Annotated in this window: 12 protein-coding genes; 11 read left to right on the top strand and 1 reads right to left on the bottom strand. The window is 74.4% G+C overall.

Annotated features, from left to right (window positions below; all coding sequences use genetic code 11):
• Window positions 1-3 precede the first annotated feature (3 nt).
• The 9 genes from TEK04_RS03455 (at window position 4) to TEK04_RS03415 (ending at window position 12175) form a co-directional block, all read left to right on the top strand.
• On the top strand, window positions 4-984 hold the full coding sequence (locus TEK04_RS03455) for a ribose-phosphate diphosphokinase (RefSeq protein ID WP_336402911.1): 981 nt from the start codon (window positions 4-6) through the stop codon (window positions 982-984).
• 285 nt (window positions 985-1269) lie between these two features.
• A complete protein-coding gene (locus tag TEK04_RS03450) occupies window positions 1270-1959 on the top strand; it encodes a 50S ribosomal protein L25/general stress protein Ctc (protein WP_336402910.1) in 690 nt (229 codons plus the stop codon).
• Window positions 1960-2017: 58 nt separating this feature from the next.
• On the top strand, window positions 2018-2581 hold the full coding sequence (pth, locus tag TEK04_RS03445; protein ID WP_336402909.1) for an aminoacyl-tRNA hydrolase: 564 nt from the start codon (window positions 2018-2020) through the stop codon (window positions 2579-2581).
• Between the two features lie 259 nt (window positions 2582-2840).
• Window positions 2841-4493, top strand: a complete 1653-nt coding sequence (locus TEK04_RS03440; RefSeq protein WP_336402908.1) for a sugar transferase — start codon at window positions 2841-2843, stop codon at window positions 4491-4493.
• Between the two features lie 104 nt (window positions 4494-4597).
• The gene (gene mfd, locus TEK04_RS03435) at window positions 4598-8155 is read left to right on the top strand and encodes a transcription-repair coupling factor (RefSeq protein ID WP_336402907.1); all 3558 of its coding nucleotides are present in this window, start codon (window positions 4598-4600) and stop codon (window positions 8153-8155) included.
• On the top strand, window positions 8152-8955 hold the full coding sequence (locus TEK04_RS03430; RefSeq protein WP_336402906.1) for a hypothetical protein: 804 nt from the start codon (window positions 8152-8154) through the stop codon (window positions 8953-8955). Before mfd ends, TEK04_RS03430 begins: the two co-directional genes overlap by 4 nt.
• A gap of 53 nt (window positions 8956-9008) precedes the next feature.
• Entirely contained in the window at window positions 9009-9974 is a 966-nt protein-coding gene (locus tag TEK04_RS03425) for a SurA N-terminal domain-containing protein (RefSeq protein ID WP_336402905.1), read from the top strand.
• A gap of 4 nt (window positions 9975-9978) precedes the next feature.
• Window positions 9979-10863: a nucleoside triphosphate pyrophosphohydrolase gene (locus TEK04_RS03420; protein WP_336402904.1), complete on the top strand. Its 885-nt coding sequence runs from the start codon at window positions 9979-9981 to the stop codon at window positions 10861-10863.
• 133 nt (window positions 10864-10996) lie between these two features.
• Window positions 10997-12175, top strand: coding sequence for a mechanosensitive ion channel family protein (locus TEK04_RS03415; protein ID WP_336402903.1), 1179 nt, complete (start codon window positions 10997-10999; stop codon window positions 12173-12175).
• Here the strand turns inward: TEK04_RS03415 and TEK04_RS03410 are convergent.
• On the bottom strand, window positions 12159-13112 hold the full coding sequence (locus TEK04_RS03410; protein WP_336402902.1) for a DUF3592 domain-containing protein: 954 nt from the start codon (window positions 13110-13112) through the stop codon (window positions 12159-12161). The genes TEK04_RS03415 and TEK04_RS03410 overlap by 17 nt on opposite strands.
• A 64-nt stretch (window positions 13113-13176) precedes the next feature.
• Between TEK04_RS03410 and eno the strand changes: the two genes are divergently transcribed.
• The gene (eno, locus tag TEK04_RS03405) at window positions 13177-14460 is read left to right on the top strand and encodes a phosphopyruvate hydratase (protein ID WP_336402901.1); all 1284 of its coding nucleotides are present in this window, start codon (window positions 13177-13179) and stop codon (window positions 14458-14460) included.
• Window positions 14461-14473: 13 nt separating this feature from the next.
• The gene (locus TEK04_RS03400; RefSeq protein ID WP_336402900.1) at window positions 14474-15025 is read left to right on the top strand and encodes a septum formation initiator family protein; all 552 of its coding nucleotides are present in this window, start codon (window positions 14474-14476) and stop codon (window positions 15023-15025) included.
• The last annotated feature ends 17 nt before the right edge of the window (window positions 15026-15042 follow it).

The following is a 15042-nucleotide window of genomic DNA, read 5'->3' as shown; positions in this document are numbered from 1 at the left end:
GCCATGAGCGCCATCACCCAGACGCCCACCAAGAGCCTCATGCTCTTCAGCGGCCGGGCCTTCCCCGAGCTGGCCGACGAGATCGGCGGGCACCTCGGCGTCGCCCCCACGCCCACCTCGAGCTACGAGTTCGCCAACGGCGAGCTCTACGTCCGGTTCGAGGAGTCGGTGCGCGGGTCCGACGCGTTCATCGTGCAGAGCCACACCTCGCCGGTGAACACCTGGCTGATGGAGTCGCTGCTGATGGTCGACGCCGCCAAGCGCGCGTCCGCCAAGCGCATCACCGTCGTCGCCCCGTTCTTCCCCTACGCCCGCCAGGACAAGAAGCACCGCGGCCGCGAGCCCATCTCCGCCCGCCTCGTCGCCGACCTGTTCAAGACCGCCGGTGCCGACCGGCTCATGTCCGTCGACCTGCACACCGCCCAGGTGCAGGGCTTCTTCGACGGCCCGGTCGACCACCTCTTCGCCATGGACCTGCTCATCGACGAGGTCAAGCGCAAGTGGGGCGACCGCGACCTGACCGTCGTCTCGCCCGACTCGGGCCGCGTGCGGGTCTCCGAGCGCTGGTCGGACAAGCTCGGCGGCACCCCGCTGGCCTTCATCCACAAGACCCGCGACGTCACCCGGCCCAACGAGGTCGTCGCCAACCGCGTGGTCGGCGAGGTCAAGGGCCGGGTCTGCGTCCTCGTCGACGACATGATCGACACCGGCGGCACGATCACCAAGGCCGCCGAGACGCTGTTCAACGAGGGCGCCGCCGACGTCGTGATCGCCGCCACCCACGGCGTGCTGAGCGGACCGGCCGTGGACCGGCTGAAGAACAGCCGCGCATCCGAGGTGCTCATCACCAACACCCTGCCGGTGCCGCCCGAGCGCCGGTTCGACAAGCTGACCGTGCTGTCCATCGCCCCCCTGCTGGCCCGCGCCATCAAGGAGGTCTTCGAGGACGGCTCGGTCACGAGCCTCTTCGACGGCGCGTCGTGACATCGCGATCCTCCGGATCGCACCGCGGCCACGATCGCGTCCCCCCGCTGCGCTGAGCCGTTCCCGCGGCTCAGCGGAGAGGGGATCGTCCCTCACCCCTCCCGCGCTTCGCCGCCGACCTGCGGTCGGGTTCCCTCCGCTGGTCACGGTGGTGGGCGTGTAGTCTTGCCGACTGTTGCCCGGCGAGGGAGCTGCCGCTCCGTGATCGACGTGCGTGTGCGCCTGCAGGTGCGTCCGTGCGTCCGCCGCCGGTCCCGCAGCCTGTCTGACTAGGAGCACACCACCGTGGCTGATTTCCGGCTCACCGCCGAGACCCGTACCGAGTTCGGCAAGGGCAGCGCCCGCCGCACCCGGCGCGCCGGTCGAGTCCCCGCCGTCCTGTACGGGCACGGCCAGGACGTCGTCCACCTGTCCCTGCCCGCGCGCGAGTTCGCCGCCGCCCTCCGCAACGGCGGCAGCAACGTGCTCATCACCGTCGTCCTCGACGGCAAGGAGCAGCTCGCGCTGACCAAGGCGGTGCAGCGTGACCCGCTGACCCGGGTGCACGAGCACGTCGACCTGCTGGTCGTCCGCCGCGGCGAGAAGGTCACCGTCGACGTGCCGGTCGTCGTCACCGGCGACGTCGCCCCGGAGACCATCACCAACTTCGAGCTCAACGCCCTGTCCATCGAGGTGCCCGCCACCTCGATCCCGGAGAACATCGAGATCGACGTCGAGGGGCGGGCCGCCGGTGAGGGCATCGCCGCCGCCGACGTCACCCTCCCCGAGGGCGCGACCCTCGTCACCGACCCCGAGGCCCAGGTCATCGGCTTCCTGGCCGCCCCGACCGCCGAGGCGCTGGAGGCAGAGCTCGCCGAGGCCGAGGCCGAGGCCGGCATCGAGCGCGAGGAGTCCGAGGAGGACGGCGACGTCGTGCCCGAGCCGCAGGACCAGGGCAGCGGCGAGTCGATGGACTCCGCCGAGAAGTCGGCCTGACCGACCCCTTGACCGACAGCACGACCCGCAGCCACCGCCCGACGGCCCGTTCCTGGTGGTGGGCCTGGGCAACCCCGGGCCCGGCTACGCCGGCAACCGGCACAACGTGGGCGCCATGGTGCTGGCCGAGCTCGCCGCACGGGTCGGCACGAAGCTCTCCGCGGGCAAGGGCCCCCGGGCGCGGTCGGCGTCCGGGGACGGCCGGCTGGCCGGCCGGCGGGTGGTGCTCGCCCAGCCGACCACCTACATGAACGAGTCCGGCGGCCCGGTGAAGGGCCTGCTCGACTACCACTCCATCCCGATCACCGCCCTCGTCGTGGTGCACGACGAGCTCGACCTGGACTTCGAGGTCGTGCGGCTCAAGCGCGGCGGGGGAGAGGGCGGGCACAACGGCCTGCGCTCGATCTCCCGCTCGACCGGCACGAAGGACTACCTGCGGGTGCGGGTCGGCATCGGCCGCCCCCCGGGCCGGCAGGACCCGGCCGACTTCGTGCTCAAGGACTTCTCGGCCACCGAGCGCAAGACCCTGGACCTGCTCGTCGGCGAGGCGGCCGACGCCGTCGAGCTGCTGCTGGAGAAGGGCCTCGAGGCGGCGCAGAACGTCGTCCACCCCCGCAGCTGACCTGCTGCCGGTGGGACCAGCCTCACTCCCCCGACGGGGTGGTTGATGGACGGACCGGTTGACCCTGCGTCACCACATGGTCAGGGTGGTCGTTACCAGCAGTGATGGCTGACCTGGGGGTGTGGTCCCTCGCGCTCGGTGGTTGGCGACGATGGTGCAGCAGGAGGAGTCAGTGGTGACCGCGAACGGAGCAGTGGGTGGTGAGCGCAGGGGGCGCCGACACGACGACCTGAGGGTTGCACCGCTGACCCACGACCTCGTGACGTCCGCACGCGCAGCCCACGAGCGCGAGTTGGGCCGTTCGGCTGAGCTGGCGGCCGAGGCCGCCGTGTCGGGTCTGGACTCCGACGCCGTGATGACCGAGTCGTCCGTCCGCCCCATTCGTCAGCCGCGGCCGGTGCCGCAGCGCCGGTCGGTGGGCGGTACCAGGACCGTCGCCGGGCTCAACCGGCGCGCGACCGACCGGGGCATCGCCCACGTCGCGGTCGGTCCGGCCTACGACCCGTACTCCGCGCGACGACGGCGGACCCCGGAGTGGTTGGTCAACTACACCATTCGGCTGGTGGTGGGCGACGTGCTGACTGCTGCGCTGGTGCTGATCGGCATGCGCCTGGTCGACGGCCACGGCTGGTTGGGCCCGACGACCGGGGCCGCGCTCGCAGTCGCCTGGGCGGCCACCCTCGGCATCGCCGGGGCCTACGCCGAGCGCCGGCTGGGCACCGGCTCCGACGAGTACCACCGCGTCGTGGTCGCCGGCGTCGCCGGCGTCGCCGTGCTCGGCGTCGCCCTGGCCGCCGATCCAACTGCCCCGCTGCGCGGTCTGTTGCTGCTGGGGGTGCCCGTCGTCACCGTGGCCACCCTGGTGGTGCGCAACGCGCAGCGTCGTCACCTCCACCGGGCACGTCGGCAGGGACACATGGCGAAGCGCGTCGTCCTGGTCGGCCGTGAGGTCGCTCTGGTCGACCTGGTGAACCGGCTCCGCCGCGATGCCGCCGCCGGGTGGCAGGTCATCGGCGCCTGTGTCCCCGACCCCGGCAGCGCCGGTGGGCTCGGTCGTGAGGGCGTGCACGTGCTCGGCGGGCTGGACCACGTGGCGACCGTGCTGGACAACGTCCGGGCCGACGCCGTGATCGTGGCCTCGACCAGCGAGACGGCGGCCGCCTACCTGCGCGAGCTGTCGTGGAGGCTCGAGGGCACCAACATCGACCTGCTCGTGGTGCCGGGTCTCATCGAGGTGGCCCCCGACCGGCTGCAGATCCGACCAACGGTCAGCGTGCCCCTCATCCAGGTGCGCGAGCCGGAGTTCCGCGGCGCACGCCGGGTGGTGAAGTCGGCCGTCGACCGGCTCGGGGCCGGGCTCCTGCTCCTGGCGCTCCTGCCGCTCATCCTCCTCATCAGCCTGCTGGTCAAGGTGACCAGTTCGGGACCGGTCTTCTACCGCCACCGCCGGATCGGCAAGCGGGGTCGCGAGTTCGACCTGCTCAAGTTCCGGAGCATGGTAGTCGGGGCCGACCGCCACCTGGACAACCTGGTCACGTTCAGCGACGGCAACGACGTGCAGTTCAAGATGCGGGAGGATCCCCGCATCACCCGCGTGGGGTCGGTCCTGCGGAAGTTCTCCCTCGACGAACTCCCCCAGCTGATCAACGTGGTGCGTGGCGACATGTCGCTCGTCGGCCCTCGGCCGCACGTCACACGCGAGGTGGAGCAGTACGGCGACGACATGCACCGTCGACTCCTCGTCAAGCCGGGCATCACCGGGCTCTGGCAGGTCAGCGGTCGGTCCGACCTGTCATGGGCCGAGTCCGTCGAGCTCGACGTCCGGTACGTGGAGAACTGGTCGCTCGGGCGGGACTTCCACATCCTCTGGCGCACGGCCCGCGCGGTCCTCAAGGGCGCGGGCGCCTACTGAGGCGCCCGGGAGGGCACCGTCTCGCCGCCGGGACTAACCTGGATTCGGCCCCCCGCGCGCCGGTGCGACCCGTGCAGGCAGCGTGAGCGGTGCGGCCGGACCCGATGGAGTACCCCCTCGTGAGCCTGCGCGGCGTGCTCGACGTCGTCCTGACCGACCCCGCCGTCGCCCGGGTGGTGCAGCGTGCCGGCTCCACGGAGCTGGCCGTGACCGCCCCGCCGACGGTGCAGCCGCTGGTGGCCGCGGCGCTGGCCGCCCCGGCGCCGGGCGCCGACGTGCCGGTGCTGGTGGTGACCGCCGGCGAGCGCGACGCCGACGCCACGGCCGACCTGCTGCGCTGCTTCGTCCCCGACCGCCGGGTCGAGGTCTTCCCGGCCTGGGAGACGCTCCCGCACGAGCGGCTGAGCCCCCGCGCGGACACGGTCGGACGCCGGTTGGCCGTGCTCCGCGACCTCACCCACCCCGAGGCGGCGACCGGGCGCATCGACGTGCTCGTGGCGCCGGTGCGCAGCCTGCTGCAGCCGCTGACCCCCGGCCTGGGCGACCTGGCACCGGTCGAGCTGCGGGCCGGCGACGCCGCCGAGCTCGACGCGGTCGGGCAACGGCTGGTGGACGCCGCCTACACCCGCGTCGAGCTGGTGGAGAAGCGCGGCGAGTTCGCCGTCCGCGGTGGCCTGCTCGACGTGTTCCCGCCCACCGAGCCGCACCCGGTGCGGGTCGAGTTCTGGGGTGACGAGGTCGACGAGCTGCGGTACTTCTCCGCGGCCGACCAGCGCTCGCTGGACGAGCGGCCCGAACGGCTGTGGGCCCCGCCCTGCCGCGAGCTGCTGCTCACCCCCGAGGTGCGCGAGCGGGCCCGGGCGCTGGCCGTCGCGCACCCCGAGCTGGCCGAGGTCGCCGACAAGCTGGCCGAGGGCATCGCGGTCGAGGGCATGGAGGCGCTCATCCCGGCGCTCATCGGGTCCGCGCACATGGAGCTGCTCACCGACCTGGTGCCGCGCGGCACCCACGTGCTGGTCTGCGACCCCGAGCGGGTGCGCAGCCGGGCCGCGGACCTGGTGCGCACCGCCGAGGAGTTCCTCGCCGCCTCGTGGCAGACCGCCGCCGAGGCCGGCCAGGCCCCGGTCGACCTGGGTGCGTCGTCCTTCCGCGACCTGGAGGACGTCGCCGACGACGCCCGCGGGCGCGGCCTGCCCTGGTGGACCACCGGTGCCTTCACCCTCGCCGTCGAGGACGACGACACCCACGTGGCCCTCGACGCGACCGGGGTCGAGCGGTTCCACGGCGACACCGACGCGGCCACCGCCCGGCTGCGCGAGTGGGCGCGGGACGACTGGCGGGTCGTGCTCACGTTCGCCGGCCCGGGCCCGGCCCAGCGCGCCGCCGACCAGCTGACCGAGGCCGAGCTCGGCGTCCGGCTGGTGCCCGACGTGGCGGGCCCGCAGGACCCCGGCGTCACCTACGTCACCCAGGGCAACCTGGAGGCCGGCTTCACCCTGCCCGGGGTCAGGCTCGCGCTGGTCACCGAGCACGACCTCACCGGCCAGCGCGGCACGTCGATGCGCGACGCGCAGAAGATGCCGGCACGGCGGCGCAACGCCGTCGACCTGGTGCAGCTGCAGCCCGGCGACCTCGTCGTGCACGAGCAGCACGGCATCGGCCGCTACTTGGAGATGGTCAGCCGCACCGTGCACGGCGGGCAGCGCGACTACCTCATCGTCGAGTACGCCCCGGGCAAGCGGAACCAGCCGCCGGACCGGCTCTTCGTGCCGACCGACTCCCTCGACCAGCTCACCCGCTACGTGGGCGGGGAGGCCCCGGCGCTGTCCAAGCTGGGCGGCGCCGACTGGGCCAAGACCAAGGGCCAGGCGCGCAAGGCGGTCAAGCAGATCGCCGCCGAGCTCATCCGGCTGTACTCCGCGCGCATGGCCACGAAGGGTCACGCCTTCGGCCCGGACACCGTCTGGCAGCGCGAGCTCGAGGACGCCTTCCCGTTCCAGGAGACCCCCGACCAGCTGGCCGCGATCGACGAGGTCAAGGCGGACATGGCGCAGGAGGTCCCGATGGACCGGATCATCTGCGGCGACGTCGGCTACGGGAAGACCGAGATCGCGGTGCGGGCGGCGTTCAAGGCGGTGCAGGACGGCAAGCAGGTCGCCGTCCTGGTGCCGACGACGCTGCTGGCCAACCAGCACTACAAGACCTTCGCCGAGCGCTACGCCCAGTTCCCGGTGACCGTCGCGGTGCTCTCGCGGTTCCAGAGCAAGGCCGAGAGCGACGAGACGCTGCGCAAGCTCGCCGACGGCGAGGTCGACGTGCTCGTCGGCACCCACCGGCTGCTGCAGCCGACCACCCGGTTCAAGGACCTCGGCCTGGTCATCGTCGACGAGGAGCAGCGCTTCGGCGTCGAGCACAAGGAGTACCTGAAGACCATGCGGACGGCGGTCGACGTGCTGTCGATGTCCGCGACGCCGATCCCGCGCACGCTGGAGATGAGCCTCACCGGCATCCGCGAGATGTCGACGATCCTCACCCCGCCCGAGGAGCGGCACCCCGTGCTGACCTACGTCGGCGCCTGGGAGGACAAGCAGATGGCCGCGGCGATCCGCCGCGAGCTGCTGCGCGACGGCCAGGTCTTCGTCATCCACAACCGGGTGCAGTCGATCGACAAGGCCGCGGCCACCATCCGCCGGCTGGTGCCCGAGGCCCGGGTGGCCGTGGGCCACGGGCAGATGAAGGAGCACGAGCTCGAGAAGATCATGGTCGGTTTCTGGGAGAAGGAGTACGACGTCCTGATCGCCACGACCATCGTGGAGTCCGGGCTGGACATCCCCAACGCCAACACCCTGATCGTCGACCGGGCCGACACCTTCGGCCTCTCGCAGCTGCACCAGATCCGCGGCCGCGTCGGCCGGGGCCGCGAGCGCGCCTACGCCTACTTCACCTACGACCCCACCCGGCCCCTCACCGAGACCTCGGTCGACCGGCTGACCACCATCGCGCACAACACCGACCTCGGCGCGGGCATGGCCGTGGCGATGAAGGACCTCGAGATCCGCGGGTCGGGCAACCTGCTCGGCGGCGAGCAGAGCGGCCACATCGCCGGGGTCGGCTTCGACCTGTACGTGCGGCTGGTCGGCGAGGCGGTCAGCGACTACCGCGCCCAGGCGACGGGGGAGTCCCCGGCGGTCGAGCCGGCCGAGGTGCGGGTCGACCTGCCGGTCGACGCCCACCTGCCGCACGACTACGTGCCCGGCGAGCGGCTGCGCATGGAGGCCTACCGCAAGGTCGCCTCGGTCCAGGACGACGAGCAGGCGCAGGCGGTGCTCGACGAGCTCACCGACCGCTACGGCCCGGCACCCGCCCCGGTGCTCAACCTCCTGGCCGTGGCCAGGTTCCGGGCAGCCATGCGCCGGTTCGGCGTCACCGAGGTCTCGATGGCCGGCCGCAACGTGCGCATCTCGCCCGTGGCGCTGCGGGAGTCCCAGCAGATGAAGCTGGCCCGCCTGGCCGACGGCGCCACCTACAAGTCGATGGGCGAGACCGTGTCGCTCAAGGTCCCGGTCGGTCCCGACCGCCGGACGCCGCTGCGGGACGTCGCCCTGCTGGAGAAGCTGCACGCGCTGCTCACCTCCGTGCTGGAGCAGCCGGTCGCCGCGTGATCGTGGCCGTCGCGGCGCTGGCCGGCGCCGTCCTCTGCTACGGCGTCGCCGGCGACCGGCTCAGTGCCGGCGCGGCCGGCGCACTGCGCTCGCGTGCCTGGTGGACCGGCACCGCACTGCAGGGTGGGGCGTTCTTCCTCGCGCTCCTGGCCCGCCGCGAGCTGCCGCTGCTGGTGGTGCAGTCGGCCATCGTGACCGCGCTCGCGGTGACCGCGGTGCTGCAGGGCGCGCGCGGGGTGCGGCGGTGGGGGAGCGGTGAGGCCCTCGCCATCGTGGGCACGGTGGCCGGGCTGGCCCTGCTCGCTGCCGCCACCGTGACCGGCCCCGCGGCCGTCCGCGGCTCGGCGGTGCTGGTCTGGTCGGCGGCCGGGTTGTTGGTGGCGGCGGTCGGCGCGGCGCTGCCCGCCGCGTCCTGGCGGTCGGGGGTGCTGTCCGGGGTCGCCTTCAGCGTCGGCGCCGTCGGGGCCCGCGTGCTGGTGTCCGGGCTGCCCGAGCGGTGGTGGCTGTTCTGGCAGCTGCCCGGGGCGACCTGGGCGGCCGGCCTGCTCACCGCGGGAGGGCTCCTGCTCGGCCAGCTGCACCTCACCCGCGGGCTGGCGGTCGCGCCGGCGGTGCCGGTCCTGGGCCTGATGTACGTCACCAGCACGGTGCTGCCGGCGGCCGTCGGGCACTGGCTGCTGGACGAGCGCATGCGCCCGGGCTGGACGGCGGCGGCGCTGGCCGGGTGCGCGCTCGCCCTGCTGGCCGCGGTGCAGCTGCTGCGCAGCGGGCGGGACGGGTCGGCGGCGCGCACCGGGTGAGGCGTGCGTCACGTCGGGTGTGGGAGGGTCTGGCCGTGCGCCGACGTCCGATCGTGTCCCTGCTCCTCCTCGGCCTGGCGGTGGCCGGGGTGGCCGGGTGCCGTACCTCGCCCGACGTGGCGGCCTACGTCGGGGACGACCGGGTGACGGTGGCCCAGCTGCAGGCCGCGGTCGACGAGGGGCTGGCCGACCCCGGCGTCGCCGCGTACGCAGCCGGGCTCGACGACGGCGACTACCAGCGGCAGGTGCTGGACCTCCTGGTCGGCGAGCGGGTCTACGACGCGGTCGAGGAGCGCTACGGCCTCGAGGTCACCGACGCCCAGGTGACCCGTCGGCTCGACGACCTGCTGGGCGGGCAGGACGAGGACGCGCTGTTCAGCCAGCTGGCCCAGCAGCAGGGCCTGCTGCCCGAGGGGGCCCGCGAGATCGTCCGCGAGCTGCTGGTGCGTGAGCAGGTGGCCCAGGCCGCGGGACTGGCCGACCTCTCCGACGAGGGCCTGCAGGCGGCCTACGAGGACGCGCGGGCCGCCGGCCGGCAGTTCGAGCTGGGCTACATCACGGTGCCCGACCAGGCCACCGCCGACGCGGTGGCCGGGCAGCTGCGGGCCGATCCGAGCAGCTACGACGCGCTGGCCAGCCAGTTCGCCGGCACGTACACCCTCGCGGCCCCCCAGCTGCGCACGCTCGACGACCTGCCCACGGCACTGGTGGAGCCCGTGCAGGGCGTGCTGCCCGAGGGCGTGTTCAACCTGCCCGTCGCCGAGACCGGTGGGGTCGTCGTCGGGCAGGTGACCTTCCCCCCGTTCGAGGACCTCGAGGCCGACCTCGCGGCGCAGGCCCGGCAAGCCGCCTCCGACGCGGCCAAGCCGCTGGTGGCCGACCTGCGCGACGACCTCGACATCACGGTCAACCCGCGCTTCGGGTCCCTGGAGGACGGCGCGGTCGTGGCCGGCGACGGCGGCGTGGTGCGCATCCTCGAGGGTGGCGCCGACCCGGCCGGGGCCGCTGCCGGAGACTGACCCGGTGGCCCACCTCCTCGCCGTCAGCCCCCGCCTGCCCGGCCTGCTGGGCCCGGCCGCCTGGCGTGCGGTGTCCACCGCCCCGGCCGTGTGGGCCCTGCCGGGGGCCGCGGCGACCGCCGAGGCCGTGCGCAGCGCCGGGGTCGAGGTGACCGACGTGGCCGACCCGTCGGCGGCCGGCCCGGACGACGTGGTGCTGCTCACCGCCGCCGAGGCCGCCGGCGCCCCGGTGCTGCCGGCCGCGCCCGAGCCGGTCGGGGCGCACCTGCTCGACGTGGTCGCCGTGATGGACCGCCTGCGCTCGCCGGGCGGGTGCCCGTGGGACGCCGAGCAGACCCACGCCTCGCTGCGCCGCTACCTGCTCGAGGAGGCCCACGAGGCCTACGACGCGATCACCGACGAGGACCCGGTCGCGATGCGCGAGGAGCTCGGCGACGTGCTGCTGCAGGTGGTCTTCCACGCCCGGGTGGCCGCCGAGCGGCCGGACGGCTTCGACGTCGACGGCGTCGCCGACGAGCTGGTCGCCAAGCTGGTGCGCCGGCACCCGCACGTGTTCGGCGACGCCGGGCCGATGGACGTCGCCGGCGTCGAGGCGGGCTGGGACGAGATCAAGAAGGCCGAGAAGCAGCGCCGCTCACCCACCGAGGGCGTGTCGACGTCGCAGTCGGCAGCCGCCTGGGGCGCCGCCCTGGTGTCGCGGGCGCGGCGGGCGGGGCTGCCCACGCCGCCCGCCGCGCAGCTCGCCGCGGACGACCCGGCCGGGCTGGGGGAGCACCTGCTGGGGCTGGTCGTGGCCGCCGGGGGACGCGGCTGGGACGTCGAGGACGCTCTGCGCACCGCCGTCCGCCGCTACGCCGCCGAGCTCGACGCCGCCGCCCCGCCGCGCTGACCCGCGCCGGCGGGGCGGTGTGAGCAGACCCACCGCCGCTCGTGGTGAGGCCGTGGCGCCGATTCCCTAGCGTGGGGGTGGTTGGTCAGCGGCGACCGGCGAGACCTCAGTCCCCGCCCCCGAGGAGACCGCTGTGCTCGACTCGTCCGCCGACGGAGCGCCGACCGTGCTGGCCGTGGCCGCCGGTGCCGCGGTCCTCGCCTGGCTGGTCGGCATCGCCGCCGGGGCCCTGCTCGCCCGGGTGGCCCGCCGGATGCCGGTGGTCGCGGCCATCTCCCACCGCGGGCGCACCCCGGTCCGCCTCCTGCTGGTGCTGCTCGCCGTGCAGGTGGTGCTCGGGGCGGCCACCGGGGTGGGCGGCTGGCGCGACGTCGTCGTCCGCCTGGTCGGGCTGGCGCTGATCGCCACCGTGGCCTGGCTGGTGGGGGTCGCCGCCTTCGTGGCCGAGGACGTCGCCCTGTCCCGGTACGACGTGGACACCTCCGACAACCGGCACGCCCGCAGGGTGCGCACCCAGGTCATCCTGCTGCGCCGGCTGGCCGTGGTCGCCCTCGCCGTCGTCGCGGTCGCGGCCATGCTGCTGACCTTCCCGTCGGCCCGTGCCGCGGGCGCCTCCATCCTGGCCAGCGCCGGGGTGCTGTCGATCGTGGCGGGGCTGGCCGCTCAGACGGCGCTGGCGAACGTGTTCGCCGGCCTGCAGCTGGCGTTCACCGACGCGATCCGGGTCGACGACGTGGTGGTCGTGGAGCAGGAGTGGGGTCGCATCGAGGAGATCACGCTGACCTACGTCGTCGTCCACGTCTGGGACGACCGCAGGATGGTGCTGCCGAGCACGTACTTCACCACGACCCCCTTCCAGAACTGGACCCGGACGCAGTCCGCGGTGCTGGGCGCCGTCGAGCTCGACGTGGACTGGACCGTGCCGGTGGAGGAGATGCGCGGCGAGCTGGTCCGGCTGGTCGACGGCCACCCGCTGTGGGACGGGCGCGTCCAGGTGCTGCAGGTGACCGACGCCGTCGGCTCGGTGGTGCGGCTGCGCGCGCTGGTGAGCGCCGTCGACGGCCCCACCCTGTTCGACCTGCGCTGCCACGTCCGCGAGGGTCTGGTGGGCTGGCTGCAGCGCGAGCACCCGCACGCCCTGCCCCAGGTGCGCAACGCCGGGGTACCCGGGTACGCGGCCGCGTCGTCGGGCACCCCGGCGACCGCTGGCTCCCCGGCGGCGGAGGGGTTGTTCACCGGCAGCGGTGCCGCCGAGGAGCGCGCCTCCGCCTTCGCCGGCGACGGCGACCACGCGCTCAGCCCGGCTCGGTGACCTGTGCCTGGGCCTGTGCCGAGGAGGGGGCAGGGGAGGAGCCCAGCAGCTGGGGGACCCAGAACAGCACCGCCGCGGCGAGGGCCGTGGTGACCACGAAGCCACCGGGTCCGCTGCCGTCGACGTAGGCCCAGAGCAGCCCGAGCAGCGGGGCCAGCGCCACCACGACGGCGTCGCCGCGCAGCTGGCGGCGCAGGGGCTGCGGACCGGCCCCCGGGTCGACCGGGGCCTGCCGGACGTCCCCGCGCGGGGCCGACCGGCGCAGCCGGCCCGAGGGCCAGACCTGCTGCCCGGCGACGACCGGCAGCACCCGCCGGTCCGCGGTGGGGTCGCCGTGCACCGTGACCGGTCCGTCGGGCCGCAGCCGGTCGAGCTCGGGTGCCCAGTGCACCGGCAGCCAGCGCACCCCGCGGCCGGTGGTGAGTTCCAGCCAGCTGCGCACGAGCAGGCCCTGCCGGACGACGACGTGGGTGGCCGCCACCTGGACCGCCGGACGCCGGGCCAGCCGGGGCCGGGTGAGCAGCGCACCACCGGTGGTCGCCGCGACGCCCAGCAGGACGAGCGCCACCAGCACCAGGCCGAGCACGACGTCCTGGACCGCGCTGTGGGCCGCGTCGCCGTCGGCGTAGACCGTGCCGGGGTCGGCCGGGTCGTACTGCACGGTCACCGCGGCCCCGGTCGGGACGTCGAGCTCGTCGCGCAGGGTGAGCCGCGCTCGCCGCTCCGCGCCGTCGGGTCCGGGGTAGCGCACCGCCACCGTCGTGCCGTCCACGGACTCCACCGTCGCCGGCGCTGTCGCGGAGGCCCGGGCGAGCGGCTCCTGCGCGTCGCCCAGCCGCCACGCCAGGACCACCAGCAGGACGACGCCGACCAGCAGCACGGGGAGCAGCCCGGCCAGCAGCTGCGTGCGTGCGCGGGTGTGCGGCGTCGCGGTCATCGCCTGCCATGGTCGCGCACGGCCGCGCCCCCCTGGCGCACCCCGCCCCGATAGGCTCCACCCCGTGGCCAGCATCGAGGCAGTAGGCGCGCGGGAGATCCTCGACTCGCGCGGAAACCCCACCGTCGAGGTCGAGGTCGCCCTCGACGACGGCACGATCACGCGTGCGGCGGTGCCCAGCGGCGCCTCCACGGGCGCCTTCGAGGCGGTGGAGCTCCGCGACGGCGGGGACCGCTACCTCGGCAAGGGCGTCACCAAGGCGGTCGACGGCGTCCTCGACGTCATCGGTCCCGAGCTCGTGGGTTTCGAGGCCACCGAGCAGCGGCTGGTCGACCAGGCCCTCATCGACCTCGACGGCACCCCCGACAAGTCCCGCCTGGGCGCCAACGCCATCCTCGGTGTGAGCCTGGCGGTGGCCAAGGCCGCGGCCGAGTCCACCGGGCTCCCGCTGTTCCGCTACGTCGGCGGCCCCTCGGCGCACGTGCTGCCGGTGCCGATGATGAACATCGTCAACGGCGGTGCCCACGCCGACTCCAACGTCGACGTCCAGGAGTTCATGATCGCCCCCATCGGGGCGGCCACCTTCGCCGAGGCCCTGGCCACCGGCGCCGAGGTCTACCACGCGCTGAAGTCGGTGCTGAAGAAGCGCGGGCTCTCGACCGGGCTGGGCGACGAGGGCGGGTTCGCCCCCGACCTGCCCAGCAACCGCGACGCCCTCGACCTCATCGCCGAGGCGGTGGAGAAGGCCGGGTACGCGGTCGGCACCGACATCGCCTTCGCCCTCGACGTCGCGGCCACCGAGCTGCACGGCGACGGCGGGTACACCTTCGAGGGCAAGAGCCTCACCGCCGGTGACCTCACCGAGTACTACGCCGGGCTGCTCGAGGCGTACCCGATCGTCTCGATCGAGGACGCGCTGTCGGAGGAGGACTGGGAGGGCTGGGTCGACCTGACCGCGGCCATCGGCGACAAGGTGCAGCTGGTGGGCGACGACCTCTTCGTCACCAACCCGGTGCGGCTGGCCGACGGCATCGCCCAGGGCGCGGCCAACGCGCTGCTGGTCAAGGTGAACCAGATCGGCACGCTCACCGAGACCCTCGACGCGGTGAACCTCGCCCACCGGTCGGGCTACCGCTGCATGATGAGCCACCGCTCGGGCGAGACCGAGGACACCACGATCGCCGACCTCGCCGTCGCCACCGACTGCGGGCAGATCAAGACCGGTGCCCCGGCCCGCTCCGAGCGCGTGGCCAAGTACAACCAGCTGCTGCGCATCGAGGAGGAGCTCGACGACGCGGCCCGGTACGCCGGTGCCGCGGCGTTCCCCCGGCTCCGCGCCTCCTCCTGAGCCGGCCCCAGCCGTGACCGACGACCGCTCCCGCCGGGGTTCGTCCCCGGCGGGGGGCGGTCGTCCCGCCGGCCGCCGACGCAGCACCGCCCGCCCGGCCACCCCGGCCGGCCGCGGCGCCGCCGACGCCCGGCAGGGGCGTCGCCGCACCCGGCGGCCGGCCCGCACCGCGACCGCCCAGGGCCGCAGCCCGTTGGTCACCGGGCGGGCCGCGCTGCTCGGCGTGCTGGTCCTGCTGCTGGCCCTGACCCTCGCCGGGCCCGTCCGGTCCTTCGTCGCCGGCCGGCAGGCGCTCGCCGAGCTCGCGGCGGAGAACCAGGCGCTGTCCCTGCGCCAGCAGCAGCTCACCGAGCAGCTGGACCGCCAGTCCGACCCGGCCTACGTGGTGCAGCAGGCCCGGGCGCGGCTGAACTTCGTGCTGCCCGGTGACCGGGTCGTCGTCGTCGCCGACGGCACCGTGGTGGAGGGGGAGGCGCCGGCGCAGACCCCCGGCGTCGCCGACGACGCCGAGCAACCGCCCTGGTACGAGGGCCTGCTGGAGTCCGTCGCGACGGCTGACGGCTGATGGCTGGACCACGTCGC

Source organism: Klenkia sesuvii (assembly GCF_037083825.1).
Classification (GTDB): Bacteria; Actinomycetota; Actinomycetes; order Mycobacteriales; family Geodermatophilaceae; genus Klenkia; species Klenkia sesuvii.
This window is presented reverse-complemented; position numbering and strand designations above follow the sequence as displayed.

Excerpts from the sequence above, each read along its gene's own strand:
- mfd (WP_336402907.1), top strand. The coding sequence starts at position 4,598 with ATGGAGTACCCCCTCGTGAGCCTGCGCGGCGTGCTCGACGTCGTCCTG.
- TEK04_RS03455 (WP_336402911.1), top strand. The coding sequence starts at position 4 with ATGAGCGCCATCACCCAGACGCCCACCAAGAGCCTCATGCTCTTCAGC.
- TEK04_RS03410 (WP_336402902.1), bottom strand. The coding sequence starts at position 13,112 with ATGACCGCGACGCCGCACACCCGCGCACGCACGCAGCTGCTGGCCGGG.